Source organism: Pseudomonas sp. GW821-FHT04C07, from assembly GCF_059420325.1.
The window spans coordinates 393,516-418,125 of record NZ_JBWKTM010000001.1; the positions used below are offsets into that span (position 1 = coordinate 393,516).

Here is a 24,610-nt window from a genome sequence, read left to right on the forward strand (position 1 = left end):
TATTGCCCACGGGATCCCCTCAAACGGATTCCGCGGGCGCACTTTCGCCACCCAATAAAATCTGACGCCAAAAATAAAATTCAGCTTAAAGGTCGAAGTCTTGAGCCTGTAAACTGCTAGCCGCCCTGAGACCTCCCACATTCGAGCTCCGCGAGCCGGTTTGAGTTTGACATGACCCGCACCCATGAAATCCGCCCCGATCTGGACGAGGGAATCGATCGCAAGGTTCTCAGCCAGCTGCGCGCACGGTTTCTGAAACTCAACGAGGGCCGCATGGCCCGCGCGATGGAGGGATTGTCGCCACGCCAGCAAGTGGTTTTGACTCTGTTGCCACTGTTCTTTCACGTCAACCATCCGCTGTTGCCGGGCTATGTTTCGGGCAGCACGCCGGCCGGGCTGTCGAATTTCGAGCCTGACGCCACAGTACTTGCCGAAGCGCAACGCCTGACCCGCTCCTTTTCGTATAAGCCCCGCCACGGTAATCCGTCGCGGCCGATTCACGGTTTGTTCCTGATGGGCAGCCTCGGCACCCTCGCTCAGGCCGATCAGAGCGACATGGACGTGTGGGTCTGTCACGCCTCGGACTTGAGTGAAAGCGAACTCACTGAGCTGCGTAAAAAGTGCCAGTTTCTGGAAGTCTGGGCCGCCAGTCAGGGTGCCGAGGCGCATTTCTTTCTGATCGACCCGCAACGCTTCGTCTGCGGCGAACGCGACACCCAATTGAGCTCCGACAACTGCGGAACCACGCAGCATTATTTGCTGCTGGACGAGTTCTATCGCACGGCCATCTGGCTCGCCGGACGCACGCCGATCTGGTGGCTGGTGCCGGTGTACGAAGAGTCCGGTTACGATCAGTACACTCATACGCTACTGTCCAAACGCTTTATCCGCGCCGACGAAACCCTCGATCTCGGCCACTTGGCACACATTCCGCCCGGCGAGTTCATCGGGGCCGGGCTCTGGCAGTTGTTCAAAGGTATCGAGTCACCCTACAAATCAGTGCTCAAACTGCTGCTGACCGAGGTCTACGCCAGCGAACACCCGAACGTCGAATGCCTGAGCCTGCGCTTCAAGCAAGCAGTGTTCGCCAACCGCCTTGATCTGGATGAGCTCGACCCGTACATCGTGGTCTACCGGCGCATCGAGGAGTACCTCACGACCCGAGGCGAGCCAGAACGGTTGGAGCTGGTTCGGCGCGCCTTGTACCTCAAGGTCAATCGCAAGCTGACCGGCAACAGCGGCCAGCGCAGCAAAAGCTGGCAGCGTCTGCTGCTGGAGCGGCTGGCTCAAGAGTGGGGCTGGGATCACCGGCAATTGGCGATGCTCGACAGCCGCAGTCAATGGAAGGTCCGTCACGTCAGTTCCGAGCGCCGCGCACTGGTCAACGAGCTGAACTACAGCTACCGCTTCCTGACCCAGTTCGCCCGCACCGAACAAACCGTCAGCCTGATCAACAAACGCGACCTCAACGTACTGGGTCGCAGGCTGTACGCGGCCTTCGAACGCAAGGCCGACAAGATCGAGTTCATCAACCCCGGCATCGCGCCGGACCTGGCCGAAGACACACTGACCCTCGTCCAGTCAGCGAACAAGAAAGAATCCGGGCAGACCCACTGGGGCTTGTACAACGGCAACCTGGGCAATCTGGAGTGGGAGAATTTCGCGCCGATCAAGCGCAGCCGCGAACTGCTGGAACTCCTGACCTGGTGCCACCGCAACGGCGTGATCGACAGCAGCACTCGCCTGGCCTTACACCCCGGCAGCAGCGACCTGAGCGAGTTCGAGCTGTTCAACCTGCTGGGCAGCCTGCAACAGACCATCGCCCGGCCCCTGACCAGCGTCAGCGAAGAACAGCTGCTGCGCGCCAGCGTGCCGAGCGAGGCGCTGATTCTGGTGAACGTTGGCGTCGACCCACTCAAGCACCACCGCGACCTGAACATCCTGATGACCACCGAGCGCACAGACTCGCTGAGCTACGCCGGGGTACGCGAGAACCTGGTGCTGACCCTCGATCAGGTCACGCTCAACAGCTGGAACGAAGTGCTGGTCAGTCGCTACGACGGCGCCCACGCCCTGCTCGACTGCCTGCGCGATTACCTCAACAACCTGCCGAGCGGCCCGGAGCAACCTCGACTGCGAGTGCGCTGCTTCTGCCATAACCGTGCGCAGTTCATCGCCCAACGTGTCGAAGAAGTCCTCGATACCGCGCAGAACCTGCTGCTCAGCAAGCTCAATCATCGCTACCTGATTCAGGTCCAGCAGCATTACCACGTGTTGGAACTGGTTCCCGGTCAGGTCAACCATGTCGCGCTGGCGAGCCTGCCGGCGCTGCTCGATTACCTGAGCGAAGACCTGACCCGTTACAGCCCGCTGCAACTGGACCCAATGGCGCTGGAGGATCACGATCTGGCGTTGATCCTGCCGATGGGCCAGCCCGACTGCATTCAGGTGTTCTACCGCATCAACGATGCCTGTGCCGAGTTGTACGTGCTCGATGAGTTCAATGCCCTGTGGCAACAGCGCCAGCCATATCACGACGAACAAAGCCTGCTGGTGCCACTGCAACGTTTCCTGCAATCGATCCTGTATCGCCGTGACGCGCTGCTGCCGATGGATGCCGCTCAACCGATGACGGTGCTGGGAACCCTGTACTACCAACTGCTGCCGTCGGGCACCAACCGTGCACGCCGGGTCGAACCACGGCCGGCGCCGCAGACACCGGTGAACAAGCCGTTCTACGACGTCCAGGCGATTGTCGGCAAAGCCGTACCCGGGCAAGGTCAGGTCACCCTGTATTGCAATCAGCGAGAGTTTTGCGAATTGGAGCACGGCGACCGGCTATTTGCCGTGGTCGCACAGGAGATCGTCGGGCAGCGTCGCGAGGCGCAACAGTATCGCTGCTACATCACCGACCTGGACCTGTCCGGCCTGCTCGGTGATGGTCAGAGCTCAAGCAATCTTTACCTGCGCTACAAGGCAGACCTGGAGCGCGCATTGAACAAGGCGCTCGAACAGGTCTGAGGTGTTGTCAGAATGAGCAGTCACCGCCATTCTTTGGCTGCGACTCAACCTCAAGCAGTGTGAGCTTCAGAGTCTTGCCGCCTGGTGCCGGCCAATCGATGTGCTGGCCAACCTTCAAACCGAGCAATGCGCTGCCTACCGGCGCAAGAATGGAAATCCTGCCTTCGTCGGCATTGGCGTCCTGTGGATAAACCAGGGTCAGGTGATAGTCCTTGCCGCTGCTTTCTTCACGGCAATGCACACGCGAGTTCATGGTCACGACATCGGCTGGCACTTCATCGTGACCGACCAGCGTATCGGCGCGATCCAGTTCGGTTTGCAGCGCGATAACACCTGGCAGCGAGTCATCCAGGCTGTCGATCAAACGCTCCAGACGTTGCACGTCCAGGCGGGTAAGGATGATGGAAGGTGCGGTCATGATTGAGGCAGGCTCCTTTTTTCTGCACGACAAAAGCAAAACCCCGCCAGAAATAGGCGGGGTTTTCACGGACCTCGATGAGTTGAGGCGTATCTGGACACTATCACAGCTCAAAAAATATACAAGCCAATGCCGGACAGCCCGCACGATCCCTGTAGGAGCTGCCGCAGGCTGCGATCTTTTCGGCGCGACGCGACTGGAGCAGATGTCTGAACAGGCAAGATCAAAAGATCGCAGCCTGCGGCAGCTCCTACGGGTGGCTTGCGGTCTTGCGTAGCTGGGCCTGGGCGCAAATCACCCGTCGCCGCTCGTCATCGGCCGAGCGCCATTCGCGGATATCTTCGACGTGGCGGAAACAGCCCAGGCAGACTTTCTGCTCGTCCAGTCGACAGACGCTGGTGCATGGCGACGGCACAGCCGCGCTGACATTGCTGTACAGCGGTTTGGGCGCACGGGTGGGAGCTGCCTCGCTCACAAGATCACAGCCCTTCGAAATCGAGTTCGACGTCGGCCTGCTGCTTGACGATGCGCTCAAGCATCTCACCGAGCTGCTCTTCGCTCTTGTCACACATCCAGCGCTCGCTTTCTTCGTCGTAGTCGAAATGGAAGCCGCCGGACACTGCCGCCAGCCACAGCTGACGCAGCGGTTCCTGACGACTGAAGATCAACTGGCTACCGCCTTCGAACTTGACGGTGAGTACACCGGCCGAGCTTTCCAGATCAACATCCAGGCCACTCTCGTCGAAAATATCCTCCAGCGTCTGCTGGGTGGCATCGACCAGATCGTGGAAACGGGCTTCAGTCAAACTCATCGCAGGAACCTCAAAAAGTGTCTACTCACGCTCAAGCGCCGCAAGATACGGCCGAGCCCCAGCGATTGCAAAGGATACTGACCAAGCACCGGTATCCACGCGCCTCGCACTGCTTGACCACCTGCCACAGGCAAAGGCCCGCCGGACGGGTGGTCCGTCGCATAGGCAAGCTGCCGGGTGGCCGGTATACTCCGGCGCAATTAACGTATTTTCAAGGATTTCGCCATGAAGCGCCTGATCTCCTCCCTTGCTGCGCTCGTCGCGGTTGCCTGCCTTGTTGCTGCCTGTGGTCAAAAAGGTCCGCTGTATCTGCCCGATGACAGCAAATCTCCTGAAGACCAGGCAAAGTCGTCGCAGTCAAAAGCGCACCAGCACAGCACCGGTACCAGCACCTACTAAGGGAACATCATGGACGCTTTTAACTACCGTGACGGCGAGCTGTTCGCGGAAGATGTTGCCCTGTCCGCCATCGCCGAACGCTTTGGCACACCCACCTACGTCTACTCCCGCGCGCACATCGAAGCCCAGTACCTGGCGTACGCCGATGCCCTGGCCGGCACGCCGCACCTGGTCTGCTTTGCGGTCAAGGCCAACTCCAACCTGGGCGTACTGAATGTCCTGGCGCGTTTGGGCGCCGGTTTCGATATCGTCTCCCGTGGCGAACTGGAGCGCGTTCTGGCCGCTGGTGGCCAGGCTGACAAGATCGTCTTCTCCGGCGTCGGCAAGACCCGTGATGACATGCGCCGCGCCCTGGAAGTCGGCGTGCACTGCTTCAACGTCGAGTCGACCGACGAACTCGAGCGCCTGCAAGTCGTCGCTGCCGAACTCGGTGTTCGCGCGCCGATCTCGCTGCGGGTCAACCCGGACGTCGATGCCGGCACACACCCATACATTTCTACCGGTCTTAAAGAAAACAAGTTCGGCATCGCCATTGCCGACGCCGAAGACGTGTACGTCCGTGCCGCCCAACTGCCTAACCTGGAAGTGGTCGGCGTCGATTGCCACATCGGCTCGCAACTGACCACCCTCCCGCCCTTCATCGATGCCCTCGACCGCCTGCTGGCGCTGATCGACCGTCTGAGTGATTGCGGAATCTACCTGCGCCACATCGACCTCGGTGGCGGTTTGGGTGTGCGTTATCGCGATGAAGAGCCGCCATTGGCTGCCGACTACATCAAATCCGTACGCGAACGCATCGACGGCCGCGACCTGGCGCTGGTGTTCGAACCGGGCCGCTTCATCGTCGCCAACGCCGGCGTGTTGTTGACCCAGGTCGAGTACCTCAAGCACACCGAACACAAAGACTTCGCCATCGTCGACGCGGCCATGAACGACCTGATCCGTCCGGCGCTGTATCAGGCCTGGATGGACGTCACGGCCGTGCGCCCGCGTGCAACCCCGGCGCGCGCCTACGATATCGTCGGGCCGATCTGCGAAACCGGCGACTTCCTCGCCAAGGATCGTCAGCTGGCGCTGGAAGAAGGTGACTTGCTTGCCGTGCATTCGGCCGGTGCTTACGGTTTTGTCATGAGCTCCAACTACAACACTCGCGGCCGTTGCGCCGAAGTGCTGGTTGATGGCGATCAGGCTTTTGAAGTGCGTCGCCGCGAGACGGTAGCCGAGTTGTTTGCTGGCGAAAGCCTGCTGCCGGAGTAAAACCATGCTGCTGCGTTTTACCAAAATGCACGGCCTGGGCAATGACTTCATGGTCCTCGACCTGGTCAGCCAGCACGCGCATATTCTGCCCAAGCACGCCAAGCAATGGGGCGATCGGAACACCGGTGTCGGCTTCGATCAACTGCTGATCGTCGAAGCGCCGAGCAACCCGGACGTGGACTTCCGCTATCGGATCTTCAACGCCGACGGTTCCGAAGTGGAACAATGCGGCAACGGTGCGCGCTGCTTCGCGCGCTTCGTGCTGGACAAACGCCTGACCGCAAAACGACAGATCCGCGTCGAGACCAAAAGCGGCATCATCGAACTGGATATCCGCAGCGACGGCCAGATCAGAGTCAACATGGGCCCGCCGCGCCTGGTTCCGGCCGATATTCCATTTGAAGCCCAAGCTCAGGCCTTGAACTATCCGGTCGAAGTCGACGGCAAGACCGTCGAGCTCGCCGCGGTGTCCATGGGCAACCCGCACGCCGTGCTGCGCGTGGACGATATCAACAACGCGCCGGTGCATGAACTGGGGCCGAAAATCGAAAACCACCCGCGCTTCCCGGCACGGACCAACGTCGGTTTTCTTCAGGTCATTGACCGCCAGCGTGCGCAGTTGCGCGTCTGGGAGCGCGGGACAGGGGAAACCCAGGCCTGCGGGACCGGTGCCTGCGCAGCAGCAGTGGCCGCGATCAGCCAGGGGTGGATGGATTCACCACTGTTGATTGACCTGCCGGGTGGGCGTCTGTCCATTGAGTGGGCCGGCCCCGGCCAACCGGTGATGATGACCGGACCGGCAGTGCGCGTATACGAAGGACAGGTGCGTCTATGAGTGAGCGAAATCCATGACCGATCAGCCTCAGGTTCCAGCCCAACAGCCCGACGAATCACCTTCTGAAAGCCTTGAGGCGGCGGCCATTGCCGCGTACCTGGAGGCTCATCCGGATTTCTTCGCCGAGCACGAAGAACTGCTCCTGGCATTACGCATCCCCCATCAGCGCGGCGATACCATTTCACTGGTCGAGCGCCAGTTGAAGATGTTGCGCGAACGCAATATCGAGATGCGTCATCGCCTCTCACAACTGATGGACGTCGCTCGCGACAATGACCGGCTGTTTGACAAGACCCGCCGACTGACGCTCGCGCTCATGGACGCCAGCAGCCTGGAAGACGTGGTGATCAGCGTTGAAGACAGCCTGCGACAGGACTTTCAGGTGCCTTTTGTCAGTCTGATTCTATTCAGCGACAGCGCCCTGCCCGTCGGCCGCTGGGTCACCAGTGCCGAAGCGCAGCAGACCATCGGCGGCTTGTTGTCGAACGGCAAAACCGTCAGCGGCAGTCTGCGTGAGCACGAACTGGACTTCCTGTTCGGCGAAGAACAGCGCAAGCAAATTGGCTCCACGGCCGTCGTCGCCCTCAGCCACCAAGGCCTGTACGGCGTCCTGGCCATTGCCAGCCGCGATCCGCAGCATTACAAAAGCTCGGTGGGCACGCTGTTCCTGAGCTACATCGCCGAAGTCATGGGCCGCGTACTTCCGCGCATCCACAACTCTCTACGCTCGGTACGCTAACCATGGAACGACAACTGGACGCCTACTGCGCTCACCTGCGCAGTGAGCGCCAAGTGTCACCCCATACGCTGGAAGCCTACCGCCGCGACCTGAACAAAGTGCTGGCGTACTGCGAGAAACAGCAGATTTCAAGCTGGGCCACGCTGGATATTCAACGCCTGCGTAGCCTGATCGCCCGCCTGCATCAGCAGGGCCAGTCCTCCCGCAGCCTGGCGCGCCTGCTTTCGGCGGTTCGCGGGCTCTACCACTACTTGAACCGCGAAGGCCTCTGCGACCACGATCCAGCCAATGGTCTGGCACCGCCCAAAGGCGAACGTCGGCTACCCAAAACCCTGGATACCGACCGCGCGCTGCAACTGCTCGACGGCGCTGTCGAGGACGACTTCCTGGCTCATCGTGATCAGGCGATTCTGGAGCTGTTCTACTCCTCCGGCCTGCGCCTCTCCGAGCTGACCGGGCTCAATCTAGATCAGCTTGATTTAGCGGATGGCCTGGTTCAAGTCCTTGGTAAAGGCAGCAAAACCCGGGTTCTACCCGTCGGCAAGAAGGCTCGGGAGGCATTGCAGCTGTGGTTGCCACTGCGCGCCCTGACCAACCCGGCAGACGACGCAGTATTCGTCAGCCAACAGGGCCGGCGCCTGGGACCGCGAGCCATCCAGCTGCGCGTTAAAGCCGCTGGCGAGCGCGAACTGGGGCAGAACCTGCATCCGCACATGCTTCGGCACTCCTTCGCCAGCCACCTGCTGGAGTCCTCGCAAGACCTGCGCGCCGTGCAGGAGTTGCTCGGTCACTCGGACATCAAGACCACGCAGATTTACACTCATCTGGATTTCCAGCATTTGGCGTCGGTCTACGACAGCGCCCATCCTCGGGCCAAACGCAACAAAGGCGGTGAGTAATGACGATCAAACTGATCACTTTCGACCTCGACGACACCCTGTGGGACACCGCCCCGGTCATCGTCAGCGCGGAAGCGGTACTGCGCCAGTGGCTGGCCGAGCACGCGCCAGACCTCGGCGGTGTAGCTGTCGAACACCTCTGGGCGATCCGTGAGCGTGTCCTGAGCAACGAACCTGGCCTCAAGCACCGGATCAGCGCCTTGCGGCGCAGAGTGTTGTTCCACGCACTGGAGGAAGCCGGTTACGCCCATCAGCAAGCGTCGGAACTGGCCGATCAGGGCTTTGAAGTGTTTCTGCACGCGCGGCATCAGCTCGAGATATTTCCTGAGGTGCAACCGACCCTTGAAGTCCTCGCCAGGCACTACACGCTTGGGGTCGTCACCAACGGCAACGCTGATGTCCGCCGCCTGGGCCTTGCTGACTACTTCAAGTTTGCCCTTTGTGCCGAAGACATCGGCATTGCCAAACCGGATTCGCGCCTGTTTCACGAAGCCTTGCAACGTGGTGAGGCGACAGCGCAAACCGCCGTGCATATCGGCGATCATCCCGGGGATGACATTGCCGGCGCGCAGCAAGCCGGACTGCGGGCGATCTGGTTCAACCCGGCGGGTAAAGTGTGGGAAGCCGAGAAGGCGCCGGATGCCGAGATTCGCAGTTTGACTGAACTGCCTGCGTTGCTGGCACGGTGGAGCGCCCAACACTGAACCTGAATATCACACACCCCCTGTGGGAGCGAGCTTGCTCGCGATAGCGGAGTGTCAGCCGATATCAATTCCGAATGTTACGCCCTCATCGCGAGCAAGCTCGCTCCCACAGGGTATCGCGCCAAGCCCAAGACCATTTCCTTACGCCCATGAAAAAGCCCGCAGCGACGGCGGGCTTTTTCAGCAAGCAAGTAACCGGCGCGCTTAGATAGGACGGCTGCCGTACTTGTTGTCAGGCTTTTTTGGTGGATCGGCCACCACGTTGGCCTCGACTTCCTGCACTTTGCCGCCTTTGGAGAGAAACTCCTCCATAGCGCGCGCCAGAGCATCACGCTCTTTGTTCTTGGCTTCGACACTCGGCAGCTCATCGACTGAAATAGCAGCCTTGGCCTTGCCTTTAGCGGTCGGAACAGGCACATCGCTGCTGTCGTCGTCAGCAACGTCTTCGGCCGCCGTTTCAAGACCTTCTTCGGTCTCGTCTTCGTCACCTACTTCGAGGTCGTCGTTTTCCAGATCATCGTCGCTCATGTTCTACCTCATGACTTGCGAAAAGCAGATTAGTTATAGCCCAGCTACGCCGACTGTCGACGGCTGCCGGAAAAAAATCAATATCCGCTGGTAACCAGCGGTTTATGCCCCATCGCCGTGCAAGGTGACAAGGACTTTACGAGCACCACCATGATCACGATGCTCGCCCAGATAAACACCTTGCCAGCTACCTAACGCCAGTCGACCTGCCGTCACCGGCAAACTCAACTGACAGCCAAGCAAGCTGGCCTTGAAGTGCGCCGGGAGATCATCCGCGCCTTCGTCCTCATGTTCATAGCCGGCCATGCCTTGTGGGATCAGCCGATTGAAAAAACGTTCGAAGTCGCGACGTACCGCCGGGTCGGCGTTCTCGTTGATGGTCAACGACGCCGAGGTATGCTGCAGCCACAAATGCACCAGACCGACCCGACATGCCTTCAATTCAGGCAGGCCGGCGAGTAACTCGTCCGTTACCAGATGAAAGCCCCGGGGCCTTGCCCGCAGGGTAATCAGAGTCTGTTGCCACATACAGTTCTCCGCACATTCGGCGCGCATTCTAGCGCGCTCAGGGAAAAAACAAAGGGTCTAATATTCCTTCAATGCTGTAAGTCATTGGCCCAAAAAAAACAGCTTCGATGAATACGCCTGGGAGCGAAGGAAAAAACCTTTCAGCTGTTCCCTTATCGACAAAAGCCAGACAAAAAAATGCCCGACGGGGTCGGGCATTTTTTTCTCGCGTTTCTTTCTCGAGAACTTACACGTTGTAGGCGCGCTCATTGTGTTGCGCCAGATCGAGGCCGACCGACTCTTCCTCTTCGGTGATACGCAGCCCCATGACGGCGTCCAGCACCTTGAGAATGATGAAGGTCGCGATCGCGGTGTAGATCACCGTGAAGCCAACACCTTTGCACTGAATCCACACCTGCGCCGCTATATCAGTCACGGTGCCGAAACCGCCCAGCGACGGAGCCGCGAACGCACCGGTGAGGATCGCGCCAAGGATACCGCCGATACCGTGCACGCCGAAGGCGTCCAGGGAGTCGTCATAACCCAGTTTGCGTTTCAGGGTGGTCGCGCAGAAGAAGCACACCACACCCGCCGCCAGACCGATAATCAGCGAACCCATCGGGCCGACCGTACCGGCCGCCGGGGTAATCGCCACCAGACCGGCAACCACACCCGAAGCGATACCCAGTGCGCTAGGTTTGCCGTGGGTCAGCCACTCGGCGAACATCCAGCCCAGGGCCGCAGCAGCGGTAGCGATTTGAGTCACCAGCATCGCCATGCCGGCAGTGCCGTTGGCCGCAGCGGCGGAACCGGCGTTAAAGCCGAACCAGCCGACCCACAGCATGGCGGCGCCCATCAGGGTGTAACCAAGGTTGTGCGGCGCCATCGGCGTGGTCGGGAAGCCTTTACGCTTGCCCAGCACCAGACAGGCCACCAGCCCGGCGACACCGGCGTTGATATGCACCACGGTGCCGCCAGCAAAGTCGAGCACGCCCCAGTCACCCAGCAGCGAACCCGGACCACTCCAGACCATGTGCGCAATCGGTGCGTAAATCAGGGTGAACCACAAACCCATGAAGATCAGCATCGCGGAGAACTTCATCCGCTCGGCAAAGGCACCGACAATCAGCGCCGGGGTGATGATCGCGAAGGTCATCTGATAAGTGACGAACACCGCCTCAGGAAACAGCGCCGTAGGACCGGTAATACTGGCGGGCGTGATGCCGGCCAGGAAGGCCTTGGCGAAGCTGCCGACAAACGAGTTGAAGTTGACGACGTTTACTTCCATGCCAGTCGTGTCAAACGCCATGCTGTAGCCATAAAGGAACCACAGGATGGTGACCAGACCGGTAATGGCAAAGCACTGCATCATCACCGAAAGAATGTTTTTGGAGCGAACCATGCCGCCGTAGAACAGCGCGAGGCCGGGAATAGTCATGAACAGCACGAGTGCAGTGGAGGTCAACATCCAGGCGGTATCGCCGGAGTTGAGGACTGGAGCCGCCACCGGATCTGCCGCCATGGCCAGGCTGGGCATTACGAGGGACAACAGGGCTCCTAGCCCTGCGAAATTACGCAGAGTCATATTGTTTTCTCCTGGGGCGTTGGGTTTGGTGGCTTAGATTGCGTCGGTGTCGGTTTCGCCGGTACGGATGCGAATAGCCTGTTCCAGATTGACCACAAAGATCTTGCCGTCACCAATCTTGCCGGTGTTGGCCGCCTTGGTTATCGCCTCGATAACCCGATCAAGATCCTTGTCGTCAATGGCGACATCAATCTTCACCTTGGGCAGAAAATCGACCACGTACTCCGCGCCGCGATACAGCTCGGTGTGACCCTTCTGCCGACCGAAGCCTTTGACCTCAGTAACGGTAATGCCCTGCACGCCGATCTCGGACAACGACTCGCGCACATCGTCCAGTTTGAACGGCTTGATGATGGCAGTGACTAGCTTCATGAAAACTCTCTCCCGAATTGGTGGACTTGCCCCAGGAAAACAAACCCGGCTCAAGTCTAAGCGCAGTGCCTGGCTTTGTAACGCATCGTCGGCCTGACACAGCCATCCCGACGCCAGCTAACCGCTCCTGACGAAACACTTCCCCGTTCCGCCCGGCGCACTGCATTCGTCACAGCGACTGCATCAGTGCATGGGTTACCAACGACTAAGCAGAAAGCTTGCCATCTCGTGAAAACCCATTGATTTCAATCCCTTGGCCGCTGCAGCAGGCGTCTGTTTACAACCAGCGCAACAGATACGCACAACAACAGTGCGCGATCGCCCGCCAACATGCGCGAAAAGCGTGCATCCCTGCCTGCACCATTGACTATAGACACTGCGTGATACACTGCCGACCATCAGTTTTCAGGACACCTCCCATGCTCGCGCCCAAAGATCTCCTCGACGCCCTGAGCGGCCACGCTTCCCGCCTGTTCAGCGGTGACACCCCGCTGCCACGCAACGAAATCGAAAGCCAGTTCAAAGCCCTGCTGCAAAGCGGCTTCAGCAAGCTTGATCTAGTGAGCAGAGAAGAGTTCGACAGCCAGATGGTGGTACTGGCGCGCACGCGCGCTCGGTTGGAAAGCCTGGAAGCGAAGGTGGCCGAACTTGAAGCGAAGCTAAGTCCGCCTGCTGAGTAACGCTCATCCCTGTGGGAGCGAGGCTTGCCCGCGATAAGGTCGGAACGACCTTCCGGCAATCTTGAAGCCCGCCCTACATCCAGGCTGATTCCTACAAAAACCACCACCGATTTCCGATTGCGCCGCTAGACCCGGGTCTCTACGCTCACCCCCAGCTGAACATTCAGCACTGGGTTTGGCGACCCGGAAGCTTAAGGCGCACGACGCCCACCATACGATAGCGGGCGTTTTTCATGTACGTCGACTCATGTCATGGCGGCTGTGCGTGGGAGACTTTCGGGTCTGCCGGGTTCCTTTTGCTCCGGTTCGCCAACCCGCGTACAGCTGCCACCCAATCGTTTGGCGACGATTGCTGGCAGCCCCTTAAGCAGAAGGAGCTGTATCAATGAATAAAAATGAAGCTTATCTAGTCCCCCACGTCTTCACCCGCCACAGACTCCACCTCCACGCACTCCTGCTGGAAAACCAGGCATGGTTCAGCGCCCGCGATCTTGGGCGTTTGCTCCGGCTTTTTCTGGATGAGCGCGCGTTGCGCAAACTTGATTCCGATCAGCGCCAGACCTTGCGGCTGCTTTGCCATGGCAAGGTTGAGCACACGCTACTGATCAGCGAGTCCGGGGTCTATGCGTTACTGGTCTATCACTACTGCCCGGAGTACCGGGGTTTGCGGGAGTGGCTGACTCACGATGTGGTCCCTGCGTTGAGGGATGCCCAGCAAGCGACTTCAAGCGAACGCCCGATTCTGAGCCTGCTGGATTGGCCGCAGATGTCCCTGAGCCTGTTGCACTGGAATAACCAGCCATGGATCCGGTTGCAGGATGTTCCACACATGCTGCCGGAGGGTGAGCGGCCGCGGAGTGTGAGCAATGCACCTTGGTGGAAACGCGCTTCACGGTTGCTTCAATCGTTTTAAGTCCTGTAAAGAACGAACCCCACGCTTTGGCATGGGGTTCGATCAACAGGTCTGTCAGGCGCAGTGTGGAAGACGCTCAACCTGATCCCGGATCGCAGCGCCACGCTCGATTTCAGCTTTGCGCAGGTCGTAAGTCGATTGCAGGTTCAGCCAGAACTCGGGGGTGGTGTCCAGGCAAATGGCAAGCCTGAGCGCGACATCGGCACTCACGCCGCGGCGCTGAAGCACGATGTCATTCACCGTTGGGGTGGATACATTCAGCGCCCTGGCCAAAGCCGCTGCCGTAAGACCCAGAGGCTCAAGGTATTCCTCTTTAAGGATTTCGCCGGGGTGAACCGGGCGCATACCGTTCTTAGTCATTTCTCACCTCAGTGATAATCGACGATTTCGACATTTTCAGGTCCGCTAGGACCCCAGATAAAGCAAATTCGCCATTGAGCGTTGATGCGGATGCTGTGTTGCCCTTTGCGATTTCCCTCCAACGCTTCCAGGCGATTGCCCGGAGGAGACCGAAGGTCCATCAACACGGCAGCAGCATCAAGCATCGCCAGTTTCCGTTCCGCGACACTGAGAATGGCTGACCACAGACGGGTCCTACCGTTGCGAAACAAGTACTCGGTCTCAGAACATTTAAAGCTTACGATCATGATTAAAGCTTAACGTTATTCGTTAACGTGAAGTGTATAGTCAAGATACATAAATGCAACCTGCTCGCTCGTTCACCTCAACTATCCTTCCAAAACCGCAGGACGCGGCTTTCGCACCATCAAGGAATGATCTATGTCTCTGGCCATCGTCCACAGCCGCGCCCAGATCGGCGTGGACGCACCCGCTGTCACCGTTGAGGTCCATCTGGCCAACGGCTTGCCATCCCTGACGCTGGTGGGCCTGCCGGAAACGGCCGTCAAGGAAAGCAAAGACCGGGTGCGCAGTGCGATTCTCAATTCAGGCCTCGATTTTCCGGCGCGGCGCATCACATTGAATCTCGCTCCCGCCGATCTGCCAAAGGACGGCGGGCGCTTTGATCTGGCGATTGCCTTGGGGATTCTCGCGGCCAGCATGCAGGTTCCGACATTGACGCTGGACGATGTGGAGTGTCTTGGGGAGTTGGCGTTGTCCGGTGCCGTACGGGCGGTACGCGGGGTATTGCCGGCCGCACTGGCCGCCCGCAAGGCCGGACGCACCCTGGTGGTGCCGCGCGCCAATGCCGAAGAGGCCTGCCTGGCTTCCGGGTTGAAGGTAATCGCGGTCGATCATCTGCTGGAGATAGTCGCGCACTTCAACGGCCACACACCTGTCGAACCTTTTGTTTCCAACGGTTTGCTACTGGCGAACAAGCCTTATCCCGACTTGAATGAAGTGCAGGGTCAGCTCGCGGCCAAGCGAGCCTTGCTGATCGCCGCAGCGGGCGCTCATAACCTGCTGTTCAGTGGCCCACCAGGCACCGGAAAAACGCTGCTGGCCAGTCGCTTGCCCGGATTGCTTCCACCATTGGACGAGCATGAAGCGCTGGAAGTCGCAGCGATTCAGTCAGTCGCCAGCCATGTGCCGCTGAGCCACTGGCCACAACGGCCGTTTCGCCAACCCCATCATTCGGCATCCGGCCCGGCGCTGGTGGGTGGTGGCTCAAAACCGCAACCGGGGGAAATCACCCTCGCCCACAACGGTGTACTGTTTCTCGATGAACTGCCGGAGTTTGATCGCAAGGTTCTGGAGGTTTTAAGAGAGCCCCTGGAGTCCGGTGAAATCGTCATTGCCCGAGCCCGAGACCGGGTACGTTTCCCGGCACGCTTCCAATTGGTGGCAGCCATGAATCCCTGCCCGTGCGGTTATCTCGGCGAGCCCAGCGGACGTTGTCGCTGCACGCCGGAACAGATTCAGCGCTATCGCAACAAGCTCTCCGGCCCTCTGCTGGATCGCATCGACCTGCACCTGACCGTCGCTCGCGAAGCCACGGCGCTCAACCCTGCGAAACCATCCGGCGATGACACCGCCAGTGCCGCTTTACTGGTCGCCAATGCCCGCGAACGGCAGCAACGGCGTCAGGGTTGTGCCAATGCCTTCCTCGACCTGCCGGGGCTGCGCCAGCATTGCCAGTTATCCACAGTCGATGAGAATTGGCTTGAGACGGCATGCGAGCGGTTGACGTTGTCGCTGCGGGCGGCCCATCGACTGCTCAAGGTAGCGCGCACGTTGGCGGACCTTGAGCAGGTCGACTTGATCAGCCGGGAACATCTGGCTGAGGCGTTGCAGTATCGACCGACGGGTCAGTAAGCCGCGTTTGTAATCATTTTTTTAAGAAAACCCTCATTTCCAATCGTTTTTCTCAACGAATAATCGATTTTTCAGGTTTCCCCTCCCTCACCCCTTGCTCAGATCCACCAACGGCGTCTGCCGCACTTCGGTCTGTCGCCCGTTCTGAATCTCGTTGACTCGCTTCAGTGCCTTATCCACAGCCGGCTTATCCGCCAACAAGCTGTAATTGATCTGGAACTGACGCTGCTGCTTGGCACCGATAGTTGGCACCAGGTTCAGTGGCCGCTGATAGCGACGGTTGTAGGAGAAACTGGTGCCTGGTTCCAGGCCGGTAACGTAACCCTGGCCTTGTGTGTCGGTGTTTTTCCAGAGGGAGAACACAGGCAATTGCTCGGTGTTGAAACCGACCGCCACGCCCAGACTGCCCGCTTTGTTGTGCAGAACGGTGAGCGTGTCGCCCTTGGCGTCGGCGTATGGCACCACGTTGTAGACGGTTTCGTCGTAATCCTTGGTCGGACCTCGATAGGTTTGCCAGTCAGACAAATCCGCTTTGGCCTTGTCGTTGAACGGTGAGACTTGTTTCACCGGCGCGGCGAAACGGGCGCCTTGCTCCAGGAATGGCGTGCTGAAGTTGCTGTGATAAAGCGCCTGATATTCCTTCGGATAGTCGCCGTTGTTGGTCAGCGTGTCGTTGAGCGCAAAGCGCACGCTGCCGGGGTCGGTGACCAGTTCGGTCGCCACCGAAAAGTCGACTTTCTTGAAGGCCTGCTCTTTCAGCTCACCGCGCAGGCTGATGGCATAGGGCGGCTTTTCGTCGATATGCAGGGTGACCTTGTTCGCCGGGATATTGGCGGCGCGGCCATGCAGGGTCAGCAGCTCACCGTTGTCCATGCCCGGATGGCCGACCCATTCGTAGCCACAACGGGTGACCAGTTCGTTGAACCCCTCCAGCCAGCCCAGTCCGCCGCGGCCGTTGAGCTCGATAAACGACGGATTGACCACCTCCTTGACCGGCGAATCCCAGCCCATCCGTACATCGCCCACCGAGGCCTGCAGGACGTTCATCCCGCGAGTCGGCACTACGGACAGTTTCATCACGCCATTATCGATGTCGACAATGCTGACGCCCTCCTGACGACCACCATGCAGCGTGCGCATCGTCACGGAGAATGGCTTGGCGGTTTTCACTCCCAACTTTTCGCTGGTGATCTGAAAGTTTTGCGCGGCTTTGTCGGTATCGAGCAACACATAATCCCAAGCCATGGCTTGAGATGCAGCAGTCAGTGCGCTGAGGGCAACGATCAATTTGAGCGGGGTCATGGGAAAGCCTTTCTTGGAGTTGTGCAATTTTTATAGCGCTGATGAAACGATTCAGCAAGTATAAAAACGCACAGTTGAACGCCAATTGAGCTTTTGGCAGCGGATCGGTCACCTCGGTCATTTCGTGGGATTCGAGTTGCTTGTTCTGATGTCTTCGCGAGCAAGCTCGCTCCAGGGGGAAATCAGGGCGTCATCGTTTCAGCTCAGGCGCTCGACGTCAGGTAACTCCATCGCCTGGACTTCGCTCTGGAGAAAATCGCTGAGCCTGCGCAAACGCTCACCTCCTGGACGGGTTTTCGGCCAGACCAGGTAATAATTCTCACCGCTGGCGACGGCTGTCGGCCACGGCAGACTCAACCGCCCCTGCGCGACATCCTCAGCCACCATGAGCAGGTCGCCCATGGAAACACCGTAGCCACGGGCAGCGGCGATCATGCCCAGCTCCAGTGTGTCGAAGACCTGGCCGCCCTTGAGTGACACTTGTTCGGAGAGACCCATGCGCTCCAGCCAATTGCGCCAATCGCGACGGTCCGGCGTCGGATGCAGCAACTCTGCGCTAGCCAGGCGCGCGGCGTCCCAGGGTTGATCACTCAATAGACTCGGCGCGCCTACCGGGATCAGCAGCTCGGGGAACAGGTAGCTGGCCTCCCAATCCGGGGGAAAGTGCCCGTTGCTGAGCAGTACCGCACAATCGAAGGGTTCCTGGTTGAAGTCCACCGAGTCGACATCCATCCAGGCGCTGGTCAGTTGCACCTCGTTACCCGGTTGCAAATGCCGGAAACGGCTGAGGCGCGCCAGCAGCCAACGCATGGTCAAGGTCGACGGCGCCTTCATTCGCAGGATGTCATCTTCAGCGCGCAGGGTATTGCAGGCACGCTCCAGTGCCGAGAAGCCTTCACGTATCCCTGGCAGCAGCAGACGCGCAGCTTCGGTCAGCTGCAAGTTTCGACCGCTGCGCTGAAACAGACGGCAGGCGAAATGCTCTTCCAGCGTGCGAATGTGTCGGCTGACAGCGCTCTGGGTAATCGACAGCTCTTCGGCCGCACGAGTAAACGAGCTATGCCGCGACGCCGCTTCAAAAGCGCGCAAAGCGTAAAGAGGAGGAAGACGACGGGACATTGGGAGCGTTCCTATAGCGCAATGGCAAAACCCTACCAGAAACCTCGACGCATGAGTTTTAATCATGCGAGCAATCGTTTTTATCCCTTTGTGCACACGCCCGAGAGCGCCGAGAATCAACCCTTCCCTGCCCTTGTGAACAATCGAGACTGATGATAATGCAGCATCCAGCACGTATCGAACTCCGGGCCATCCTGCGGCTGGCCGGGCCGCTGATCGCCTCGCAGTTGGCACACATGCTGATGGTGCTCACTGACACTTTGATGATGGCCAGACTGAGCCCCGAAGCCCTCGCTGGTGGCGGTTTGGGCGCCGCCAGCTATACGTTCGTGTCGATCTTCTGCATCGGTGTGATTGCCGCGGTTGGCACCCTGGTTGCCATTCGCCAGGGCGCAGGCGACATCAAAGGCGCTACCCGCCTGACCCAGGCCGGGCTCTGGCTGGCCTGGCTGATGGCACTGGTGGCCGGTCTGCTGCTGTGGAACCTCAAGCCCGTTCTGCTGATGTTCGGCCAGACCGAAACCAACGTCCACGCCGCCGGCCGGTTCCTGCTGATCCTGCCATTCGCCCTGCCCGGCTACCTGAGTTTCATGGCCTTGCGCGGGTTTACCAGCGCCATCGGCCGCGCGACTCCGGTGATGGTCATCAGCCTGGGCGGTACCGTGGCCAACTTCCTGCTCAACTATGCGTTGATCACCGGCATGTTCGGCCTGCCGAAGCTCGGTCTGACCGGGATCGGCCTGGTCACGGCAATCGTCGCCAATTGCATGGCTCTGGCGCTGGCCTGGCATATCCGTCGGCATCCGGCCTACGACGCTTATCCGCTGCGTCAGGGGCTGTCGCGGCCAAACCGCCAGTACCTGCGCGAACTGTGGCGTCTGGGGCTGCCAATCGGTGGCACCTATGCGGTGGAAGTCGGCCTTTTTGCGTTCGCCGCGCTGTGCATGGGCACCATGGGCAGCACGCAACTGGGCGCACATCAGATCGCGCTGCAAATCGTCTCGGTAGCGTTCATGATTCCAGCGGGTATTTCCTATGCGATTACCATGCGCATCGGTCAGCACTATGGCGCAGGGCAATTGCTGGACGCCCGCTTGGCCGGTCGGGTCGGGATCGCCTTCGGTGGGGCCGCGATGCTCGGTTTCGCGATGGTGTTCTGGCTAGTGCCGAACCAGCTGGTCGGGCTGTTCCTCGATCAAAACGACCCGGCCTTTCGCGATGTGATCAACCTGGCTGTGAGCTTGCTGGCGGTGGCTGCCTGGTTCGAGCTGTTCGACGGCACGCAAACCATCGCCATGGGCGCGATTCGCGGGCTCAAGGACGCCAAGACCACCTTTGTGGTGGGCCTGGGCTGCTATTGGCTGATCGGCGCACCCGCTGCGTGGTTAATGGCCTTTACCCTCGGTTGGGGGCCGACCGGCGTATGGTGGGGTCTGGCGTTGGGGCTGGCCTGCGCGGCAGTGAGCCTGACGCTGGCGTTCGAAGGGAAGATGAAGCGGATGATCAAAGGCAAGCCCTCATCGCAGAGGGCTCTGGAGCAAGGCATCGGCGACCTGTCGGCTTAGCAGAAATCCTGCACGGTTTGCTGGCAGACGCCGAACGTCAAGTACTCGACCAATTCAACCAAGGGTAACGGCTTGCTGATCAGGTAACCCTGAACCTGATCGCAGCCGAAGCCGCGCAGTAACGCAAGCTGCTCCGGCGTTTCGACGCCTTCGGCCACCACTTCCAGGTTGAGGTTGTGCGCCAGATTGATCATCGCGTGGACCAGCTTGCGGTTCTCTTCGCGCAGTTCCATGCCGCCGACAAAGCTCTTGTCGATCTTCAGCAGCGCAATCGGCAGGCTGTTGAGGTGAACGAACGAAGAGAAGCCGGTGCCGAAGTCATCCAGTGAGAAACGCACACCCAAACGACCCAGCGCATCCATGGTCTGCTTGACCAGGTCACTTCGGCGCATCACTGCGGTTTCCGTCAGTTCGAACTCCAGCCATTGCGCCTCGACGCCACGCTCGGCAATCAGGCGACTCAACGTCGAGAGCAGCTGACTGTCCTGGAACTGCCGGAACGACAGGTTGACCGCCATGTGCAACGGCGGCAGGCCGCGTTCGCGCAGAGCCTGCATATCCCGCAGGGCGCGGGAAATCACCCAATAACCGAGCGGCACGATCAAACCGCTTTGCTCGGCCAGCGGAACGAATTCGCTCGGCGGCAACAGGCCACGCTCGCCATGTCGCCAGCGCACCAACGCCTCGAGACCGACAATCTGCCCGTCTTCCAGGTTCAGCCGTGGCTGGTAATGCAGTTCCAGTTCGTCGCGACGCAAGGCACGGCGCAGTTCGCTTTCGAGATCGGCGAGGCTGCGGGCGTTACGATTGATGCGCTCATTGAAAATATGAAAAGTGCAGCCTTGGGTGCTTTTGGCCTGTTGCATGGCGATATGCGCGTGCCACATCAGCGGGTCGGCACCGGCCCGTGTGCGGGCATGGGCAATACCCAGACTGCAGCCGATCAGCAGGCTTTCACCATCGACCCAATAGGGCTCGGACATGGCTTCGATAATGCGTTCAGCCATCCACTCGGCACGCTGCGGCGCCCGGCGGGTGTCGACCAACAAGGCAAATTCATCACTGCCCAGACGCGCCAGTTGATCGCCGGCTTCAAGCTGGCTTTTGAGCCGCGAGACCACCTGCAGGATCAGCCGGTCACCGGCCTGGTGACCGAGGGCATCATTGGCGTGACGAAAGTTGTCGAGGTCCAGATGACCCAGCGCAAGGCCACGCCCTTCATTCTCGGCAAGACGGGCTGCCAGCAAGGTCTGAAACCCCTGGCGATTGGCGATGCCGGTCAGCGGGTCCTGTTCAGCCAGGCGTTGCAAGGTGTTTTCCAGCACACCTCGCTCACGAACATGGCGCAGACAACGGCGCAACGTAGCAATATCCAGAGCATCGCGGACCAACCAGTCGCTGACACCGTCCGGTGCGACTACCGGTTCGTGCTCCAACAGCAATACCGTTGGCAAACTGCAGCGACCCGGAGCGGGTTGCAGGGCTGGAGTCGTCAATAACACCGCAGTGCGGTCGTCATCGAACAAACTACTGACCGACTCCCAGCTCGGCGCACTGATCAGCACAGCCGAGCTCCCCATCGGAGCCAGACACTCGCGCAACAACGCTGCCCACGCTGGCTCTTGGGCCAGAAGCAGCAAACGCAAGGGTTCGACAGGCGTAGACAAGCTAGCTCCCTAGACTCTGCAAAAGATGTTGGCGGCGGGCATTATGACGTGCCGATAAACACTGACCAATGCTATTGATTATCAAAAACCGGCTTGTACCGCTCAAACACGAACATTAGACGCAAATTCATTGCGCATCCTGCGGGAAAGTAACAAAACCGGCAAATTTAGATCGAGTGCTACGTCACAAGTCGCAGAGGAGCGGCAGAATCTTTCCAGCCTGTTAAAATGCCCGCCCATTTCGCAAGCGACCTCCTTTTCCGTCATGTCCCGACTCAATCCCCGGCAGCAAGAAGCCGTGAACTATGTCGGCGGCCCTCTTTTGGTGCTCGCCGGCGCAGGCTCCGGCAAGACCAGCGTGATCACCCGCAAAATCGCCCATCTGATCCAGAGCTGCGGCATCCGTGCGCAGTACATCGTCGCCATGACCTTTACCAACAAGGCCGCGCGGGAGATGAAGGAGCGAGTCGGCAGCCTGCTGCGCGGCGGCGAAGGCCGCGGGTTGACGGTGTGTACGTTCCACAATCTGGGTCTGAACATCATCCGCAAAGAGCATGCACGTCTGGGCTATAAGCCAGGGTTCTCGATTTTCGACGAGACCGACGTCAAAGCCCTGATGACTGACATCATGCAGAAGGAATACTCGGGCGACGACGGCGTCGACGAGATCAAGAACATGATCGGCTCGTGGAAAAACGACCTGATTCTGCCGCCCGAAGCCCTGGAAAATGCCCGCAACCCCAAGGAGCAGACCGCCGCCATCGTCTACACCCACTATCAGCGCACGCTCAAGGCATTCAACGCGGTGGACTTTGACGACCTGATCCTGCTGCCGGTAAAACTGTTCCAGGAGCACGCCGACATCCTGGAAAAATGGCAAAACAAGGTCCGCTACCTGCTAGTGGACGAATACCAGGACACCAACGCCAGCCAGTATTTGCTGGTGAAGCTGCTGATCGGCAAGCGTAACCAGTTCACCGTGGTGGGTGATGATGACCAGTCGATCTACGCCTGGCGCGGCGCACGCCCGGAAAACCTGATGTTGCTCAAGGACGACTATCCGTCCTTGAAAGTGGTAATGCTCGAGCAGAACTACCGCTCCACCAGCCGTATCCTGCGCTGCGCCAACGTGCTGATTTCGAACAATCCCCACGCGTTTGAAAAACAACTGTGGAGCGACATGGGGCACGGCGACGAAATCCGCGTGATCCGCTGCCGCAACGAAGACGCCGAAGCCGAGCGCGTGGCCGTGGAACTCCTCACCCTGCACCTGCGCACCGACCGCCCCTACAGCGACTTCGCCATTCTTTATCGCGGTAATTACCAGGCCAAGCTCATTGAGCTCAAGCTTCAGCATCACCAGATTCCGTATCGCCTCTCCGGCGGCAACAGCTTTTTCGGACGTCAGGAAGTCAAAGACCTGATGGCTTACTTCCGCCTGCTGGTGAACCCGGACGACGACAACGCCTTCCTGCGGGTGATCAACGTCCCACGCCGGGAAATCGGTTCGACCACCCTGGAAAAGCTCGGCAACTACGCCACTGGGCGCAAGATCTCGATGTACGCCGCTACCGAAGAAATTGGCCTTGGCGAGCACCTGGACAGCCGCTTCACCGATCGCCTGACGCGCTTCAAGCGCTTCATGGATCGCGTACGTGAGCAATGTGCGGGAGAGGACCCGATTTCCGCACTGCGCAGCATGGTCATGGACATCGATTACGAGAACTGGCTGCGCACCAACAGTTCCAGCGACAAAGCCGCGGACTACCGCATGGGCAACGTCTGGTTCCTGATCGAGGCGCTGAAGAACACCCTGGAAAAAGACGAAGATGGCGAAATGACCATCGAAGACGCCATCGGCAAGCTGGTCTTGCGCGACATGCTCGAACGTCAGCAGGAAGAGGAAGACGGCGCCGAAGGTGTGCAAATGATGACCTTGCACGCCTCCAAGGGCCTGGAATTCCCCTACGTGTTCATCATGGGCATGGAAGAGGAAATTCTCCCTCACCGCTCCAGCATCGAAGCCGACACCATCGAAGAAGAACGCCGCCTGGCCTACGTCGGAATTACCCGAGCTCGTCAGACTCTGGCCTTCACCTTCGCTGCCAAGCGTAAGCAATACGGCGAGATCATCGACTGTGCGCCGAGCCGCTTCCTCGATGAACTGCCGCCGGACGACTTGGCCTGGGAAGGCACCGACGACATCCCTACCGAAGTCAAAGCCGTTCGTGGCAATACCGCGTTAGCGGATATACGCGCAATGTTAAAGCGCTAAATTGACTACTTTTTAACCGAACACTTTTTATCAGAGCTTAGGCGCACAAAGCGCTAAAAGAGGAAGTTCCGTGGAAGCCCTGCACAAGAAAATTCGCGAAGAAGGCATCGTGCTTTCCGATCAGGTCCTGAAAGTCGACGCCTTTCTGAACCACCAGATCGACCCGCAATTGATGAAGCTGATCGGCGATGAGTTCGCCACCCTGTTCGCAAATTCGGGCATCACCAAGATCGTTACCATCGAAGCCTCGGGTATTGCTCCGGCGATCATGACCGGACTGAATCTCGGTGTGCCGGTGATTTTCGCCCGCAAGCATCAGTCCCTGACCCTGACCGAAAACCTGCTGTCGGCGACTGTGTACTCGTTCACCAAGCAGGTCGAAAGCACTGTGGCGATTTCTCCACGGCACCTGACCAGCAACGACCGCGTGCTGATCATCGATGACTTCCTGGCCAATGGTAAGGCCTCGCAAGCGCTGATCTCGATCATCAAACAAGCCGGCGCCACCGTGGCAGGCCTGGGTATCGTGATCGAGAAGTCATTCCAGGGCGGCCGTGCCGAGCTGGACGCTCAGGGCTATCGCGTTGAATCCCTGGCCCGGGTGAAATCCCTGGCGGGCGGCGTCGTGACCTTTATCGACTAATCCGCCACACCACAAACCCCCTGCGGGAGCGGGCTTGCTCGCGAATGCGGTTTGTCAGTCACATCAATGCTGGATGTGCCGCCGTCTTCGCGAGCA

At 59.4% G+C, this 24,610-nt stretch carries 25 protein-coding genes; 13 read left to right on the forward strand and 12 right to left on the reverse strand.

Annotated elements, in window-relative coordinates; genetic code table 11:
• The first annotated feature begins 171 nt into the window (after positions 1–171).
• Positions 172–3,021: a class I adenylate cyclase gene (locus AC07UI_RS01865; protein WP_494990858.1), complete on the forward strand. Its 2,850-nt coding sequence runs from the start codon at positions 172–174 to the stop codon at positions 3,019–3,021.
• 7 nt (positions 3,022–3,028) lie between these two features.
• On the opposite strand, the gene rnk is transcribed toward AC07UI_RS01865, so the two are convergent.
• The 3 genes from rnk to cyaY form a co-directional block, all read right to left on the reverse strand.
• Positions 3,029–3,439 (reverse strand): nucleoside diphosphate kinase regulator, encoded by a 411-nt coding sequence (gene rnk, locus AC07UI_RS01870; RefSeq protein WP_123426208.1) that lies wholly within the window; start codon positions 3,437–3,439, stop codon positions 3,029–3,031.
• Between the two features lie 250 nt (positions 3,440–3,689).
• Positions 3,690–3,914, reverse strand: a complete 225-nt coding sequence (locus AC07UI_RS01875; protein ID WP_494990859.1) for a DUF1289 domain-containing protein — start codon at positions 3,912–3,914, stop codon at positions 3,690–3,692.
• 4 nt (positions 3,915–3,918) lie between these two features.
• Positions 3,919–4,251: an iron donor protein CyaY gene (gene cyaY / locus AC07UI_RS01880; RefSeq protein WP_145014178.1), complete on the reverse strand. Its 333-nt coding sequence runs from the start codon at positions 4,249–4,251 to the stop codon at positions 3,919–3,921.
• A 225-nt stretch (positions 4,252–4,476) separates the two neighbouring features.
• On the opposite strand from cyaY, the gene lptM reads away from it, so the two are divergent.
• Genes lptM through AC07UI_RS01910 form a run of 6 tightly spaced genes read left to right on the forward strand, consistent with a single transcriptional unit; the run spans position 4,477 to position 9,084 of the window.
• Positions 4,477–4,650: an LPS translocon maturation chaperone LptM gene (gene lptM, locus AC07UI_RS01885; protein ID WP_494990860.1), complete on the forward strand. Its 174-nt coding sequence runs from the start codon at positions 4,477–4,479 to the stop codon at positions 4,648–4,650.
• Positions 4,651–4,659: 9 nt separating this feature from the next.
• Positions 4,660–5,907 (forward strand): diaminopimelate decarboxylase, encoded by a 1,248-nt coding sequence (gene lysA / locus AC07UI_RS01890; protein WP_494990861.1) that lies wholly within the window; start codon positions 4,660–4,662, stop codon positions 5,905–5,907.
• A 4-nt stretch (positions 5,908–5,911) separates the two neighbouring features.
• Positions 5,912–6,742, forward strand: coding sequence for a diaminopimelate epimerase (gene dapF / locus AC07UI_RS01895; RefSeq protein WP_494990862.1), 831 nt, complete (start codon positions 5,912–5,914; stop codon positions 6,740–6,742).
• A gap of 13 nt (positions 6,743–6,755) precedes the next feature.
• A complete protein-coding gene (locus AC07UI_RS01900; RefSeq protein WP_494990863.1) occupies positions 6,756–7,481 on the forward strand; it encodes a DUF484 family protein in 726 nt (241 codons plus the stop codon).
• A 2-nt stretch (positions 7,482–7,483) separates the two neighbouring features.
• Complete coding sequence (xerC, locus tag AC07UI_RS01905; RefSeq protein WP_494990864.1) at positions 7,484–8,380, forward strand: tyrosine recombinase XerC; 897 nt, start codon at positions 7,484–7,486, stop codon at positions 8,378–8,380.
• Positions 8,380–9,084: an HAD family hydrolase gene (locus AC07UI_RS01910; protein ID WP_494990865.1), complete on the forward strand. Its 705-nt coding sequence runs from the start codon at positions 8,380–8,382 to the stop codon at positions 9,082–9,084. The genes xerC and AC07UI_RS01910 overlap by 1 nt, the downstream gene beginning before the upstream one ends.
• A 204-nt stretch (positions 9,085–9,288) precedes the next feature.
• Here the strand turns inward: AC07UI_RS01910 and sutA are convergent, their stop codons facing one another.
• The 4 genes from sutA to glnK form a co-directional block, all read right to left on the reverse strand.
• Positions 9,289–9,612: a dormancy-specific transcriptional regulator SutA gene (sutA, locus tag AC07UI_RS01915; RefSeq protein ID WP_494990866.1), complete on the reverse strand. Its 324-nt coding sequence runs from the start codon at positions 9,610–9,612 to the stop codon at positions 9,289–9,291.
• Positions 9,613–9,714: 102 nt separating this feature from the next.
• Entirely contained in the window at positions 9,715–10,140 is a 426-nt protein-coding gene (locus AC07UI_RS01920; RefSeq protein ID WP_494990867.1) for a secondary thiamine-phosphate synthase enzyme YjbQ, read from the reverse strand.
• A 226-nt stretch (positions 10,141–10,366) separates the two neighbouring features.
• Complete coding sequence (locus AC07UI_RS01925; RefSeq protein ID WP_494990868.1) at positions 10,367–11,704, reverse strand: ammonium transporter; 1,338 nt, start codon at positions 11,702–11,704, stop codon at positions 10,367–10,369.
• A 33-nt stretch (positions 11,705–11,737) separates the two neighbouring features.
• The gene (gene glnK, locus AC07UI_RS01930; protein ID WP_002555808.1) at positions 11,738–12,076 is read right to left on the reverse strand and encodes a P-II family nitrogen regulator; all 339 of its coding nucleotides are present in this window, start codon (positions 12,074–12,076) and stop codon (positions 11,738–11,740) included.
• Positions 12,077–12,495: 419 nt separating this feature from the next.
• Between glnK and AC07UI_RS01935 the strand changes: the two genes are divergently transcribed.
• Together AC07UI_RS01935 and AC07UI_RS01940 are read left to right on the forward strand one after the other, a co-directional pair.
• The gene (locus AC07UI_RS01935) at positions 12,496–12,756 is read left to right on the forward strand and encodes an accessory factor UbiK family protein (RefSeq protein ID WP_494990869.1); all 261 of its coding nucleotides are present in this window, start codon (positions 12,496–12,498) and stop codon (positions 12,754–12,756) included.
• Between the two features lie 385 nt (positions 12,757–13,141).
• Positions 13,142–13,669, forward strand: coding sequence for a BRO-N domain-containing protein (locus tag AC07UI_RS01940; RefSeq protein WP_494990870.1), 528 nt, complete (start codon positions 13,142–13,144; stop codon positions 13,667–13,669).
• Between the two features lie 54 nt (positions 13,670–13,723).
• Here the strand turns inward: AC07UI_RS01940 and AC07UI_RS01945 are convergent, their stop codons facing one another.
• Together AC07UI_RS01945 and AC07UI_RS01950 are read right to left on the reverse strand one after the other, a co-directional pair.
• Positions 13,724–14,029 (reverse strand): HigA family addiction module antitoxin, encoded by a 306-nt coding sequence (locus AC07UI_RS01945; RefSeq protein ID WP_494990871.1) that lies wholly within the window; start codon positions 14,027–14,029, stop codon positions 13,724–13,726.
• Positions 14,030–14,037: 8 nt separating this feature from the next.
• Positions 14,038–14,316, reverse strand: a complete 279-nt coding sequence (locus AC07UI_RS01950) for a type II toxin-antitoxin system RelE/ParE family toxin (protein WP_494990872.1) — start codon at positions 14,314–14,316, stop codon at positions 14,038–14,040.
• 133 nt (positions 14,317–14,449) lie between these two features.
• Between AC07UI_RS01950 and AC07UI_RS01955 the strand changes: the two genes are divergently transcribed.
• The gene (locus tag AC07UI_RS01955) at positions 14,450–15,943 is read left to right on the forward strand and encodes a YifB family Mg chelatase-like AAA ATPase (RefSeq protein ID WP_494990873.1); all 1,494 of its coding nucleotides are present in this window, start codon (positions 14,450–14,452) and stop codon (positions 15,941–15,943) included.
• Positions 15,944–16,030: 87 nt separating this feature from the next.
• Here AC07UI_RS01955 and AC07UI_RS01960 read toward each other — a convergent pair whose 3' ends face one another.
• Positions 16,031–17,245 carry an aldose 1-epimerase family protein gene (locus tag AC07UI_RS01960; RefSeq protein ID WP_494990874.1) on the reverse strand — a complete coding sequence of 405 codons (1,215 nt, stop codon included), beginning with the start codon at positions 17,243–17,245 and terminating at the stop codon, positions 16,031–16,033.
• Positions 17,246–17,443: 198 nt separating this feature from the next.
• On the reverse strand, positions 17,444–18,364 hold the full coding sequence (locus AC07UI_RS01965) for a LysR substrate-binding domain-containing protein (protein WP_494990875.1): 921 nt from the start codon (positions 18,362–18,364) through the stop codon (positions 17,444–17,446).
• 152 nt (positions 18,365–18,516) lie between these two features.
• On the opposite strand from AC07UI_RS01965, the gene AC07UI_RS01970 reads away from it, so the two are divergent.
• On the forward strand, positions 18,517–19,929 hold the full coding sequence (locus tag AC07UI_RS01970) for a NorM family multidrug efflux MATE transporter (RefSeq protein ID WP_494990876.1): 1,413 nt from the start codon (positions 18,517–18,519) through the stop codon (positions 19,927–19,929).
• Here the strand turns inward: AC07UI_RS01970 and AC07UI_RS01975 are convergent.
• The gene (locus AC07UI_RS01975) at positions 19,926–21,596 is read right to left on the reverse strand and encodes a putative bifunctional diguanylate cyclase/phosphodiesterase (RefSeq protein WP_494990877.1); all 1,671 of its coding nucleotides are present in this window, start codon (positions 21,594–21,596) and stop codon (positions 19,926–19,928) included. The two genes, AC07UI_RS01970 and AC07UI_RS01975, sit on opposite strands and share 4 nt — an antisense overlap.
• Before the next feature lie 265 nt (positions 21,597–21,861).
• On the opposite strand from AC07UI_RS01975, the gene rep reads away from it, so the two are divergent.
• Both rep and AC07UI_RS01985 read left to right on the forward strand, forming a co-directional pair.
• Entirely contained in the window at positions 21,862–23,871 is a 2,010-nt protein-coding gene (gene rep, locus AC07UI_RS01980) for a DNA helicase Rep (RefSeq protein WP_494990878.1), read from the forward strand.
• Positions 23,872–23,941: 70 nt separating this feature from the next.
• The gene (locus AC07UI_RS01985) at positions 23,942–24,514 is read left to right on the forward strand and encodes a xanthine phosphoribosyltransferase (protein WP_494990879.1); all 573 of its coding nucleotides are present in this window, start codon (positions 23,942–23,944) and stop codon (positions 24,512–24,514) included.
• Positions 24,515–24,610: the final 96 nt, after the last annotated feature.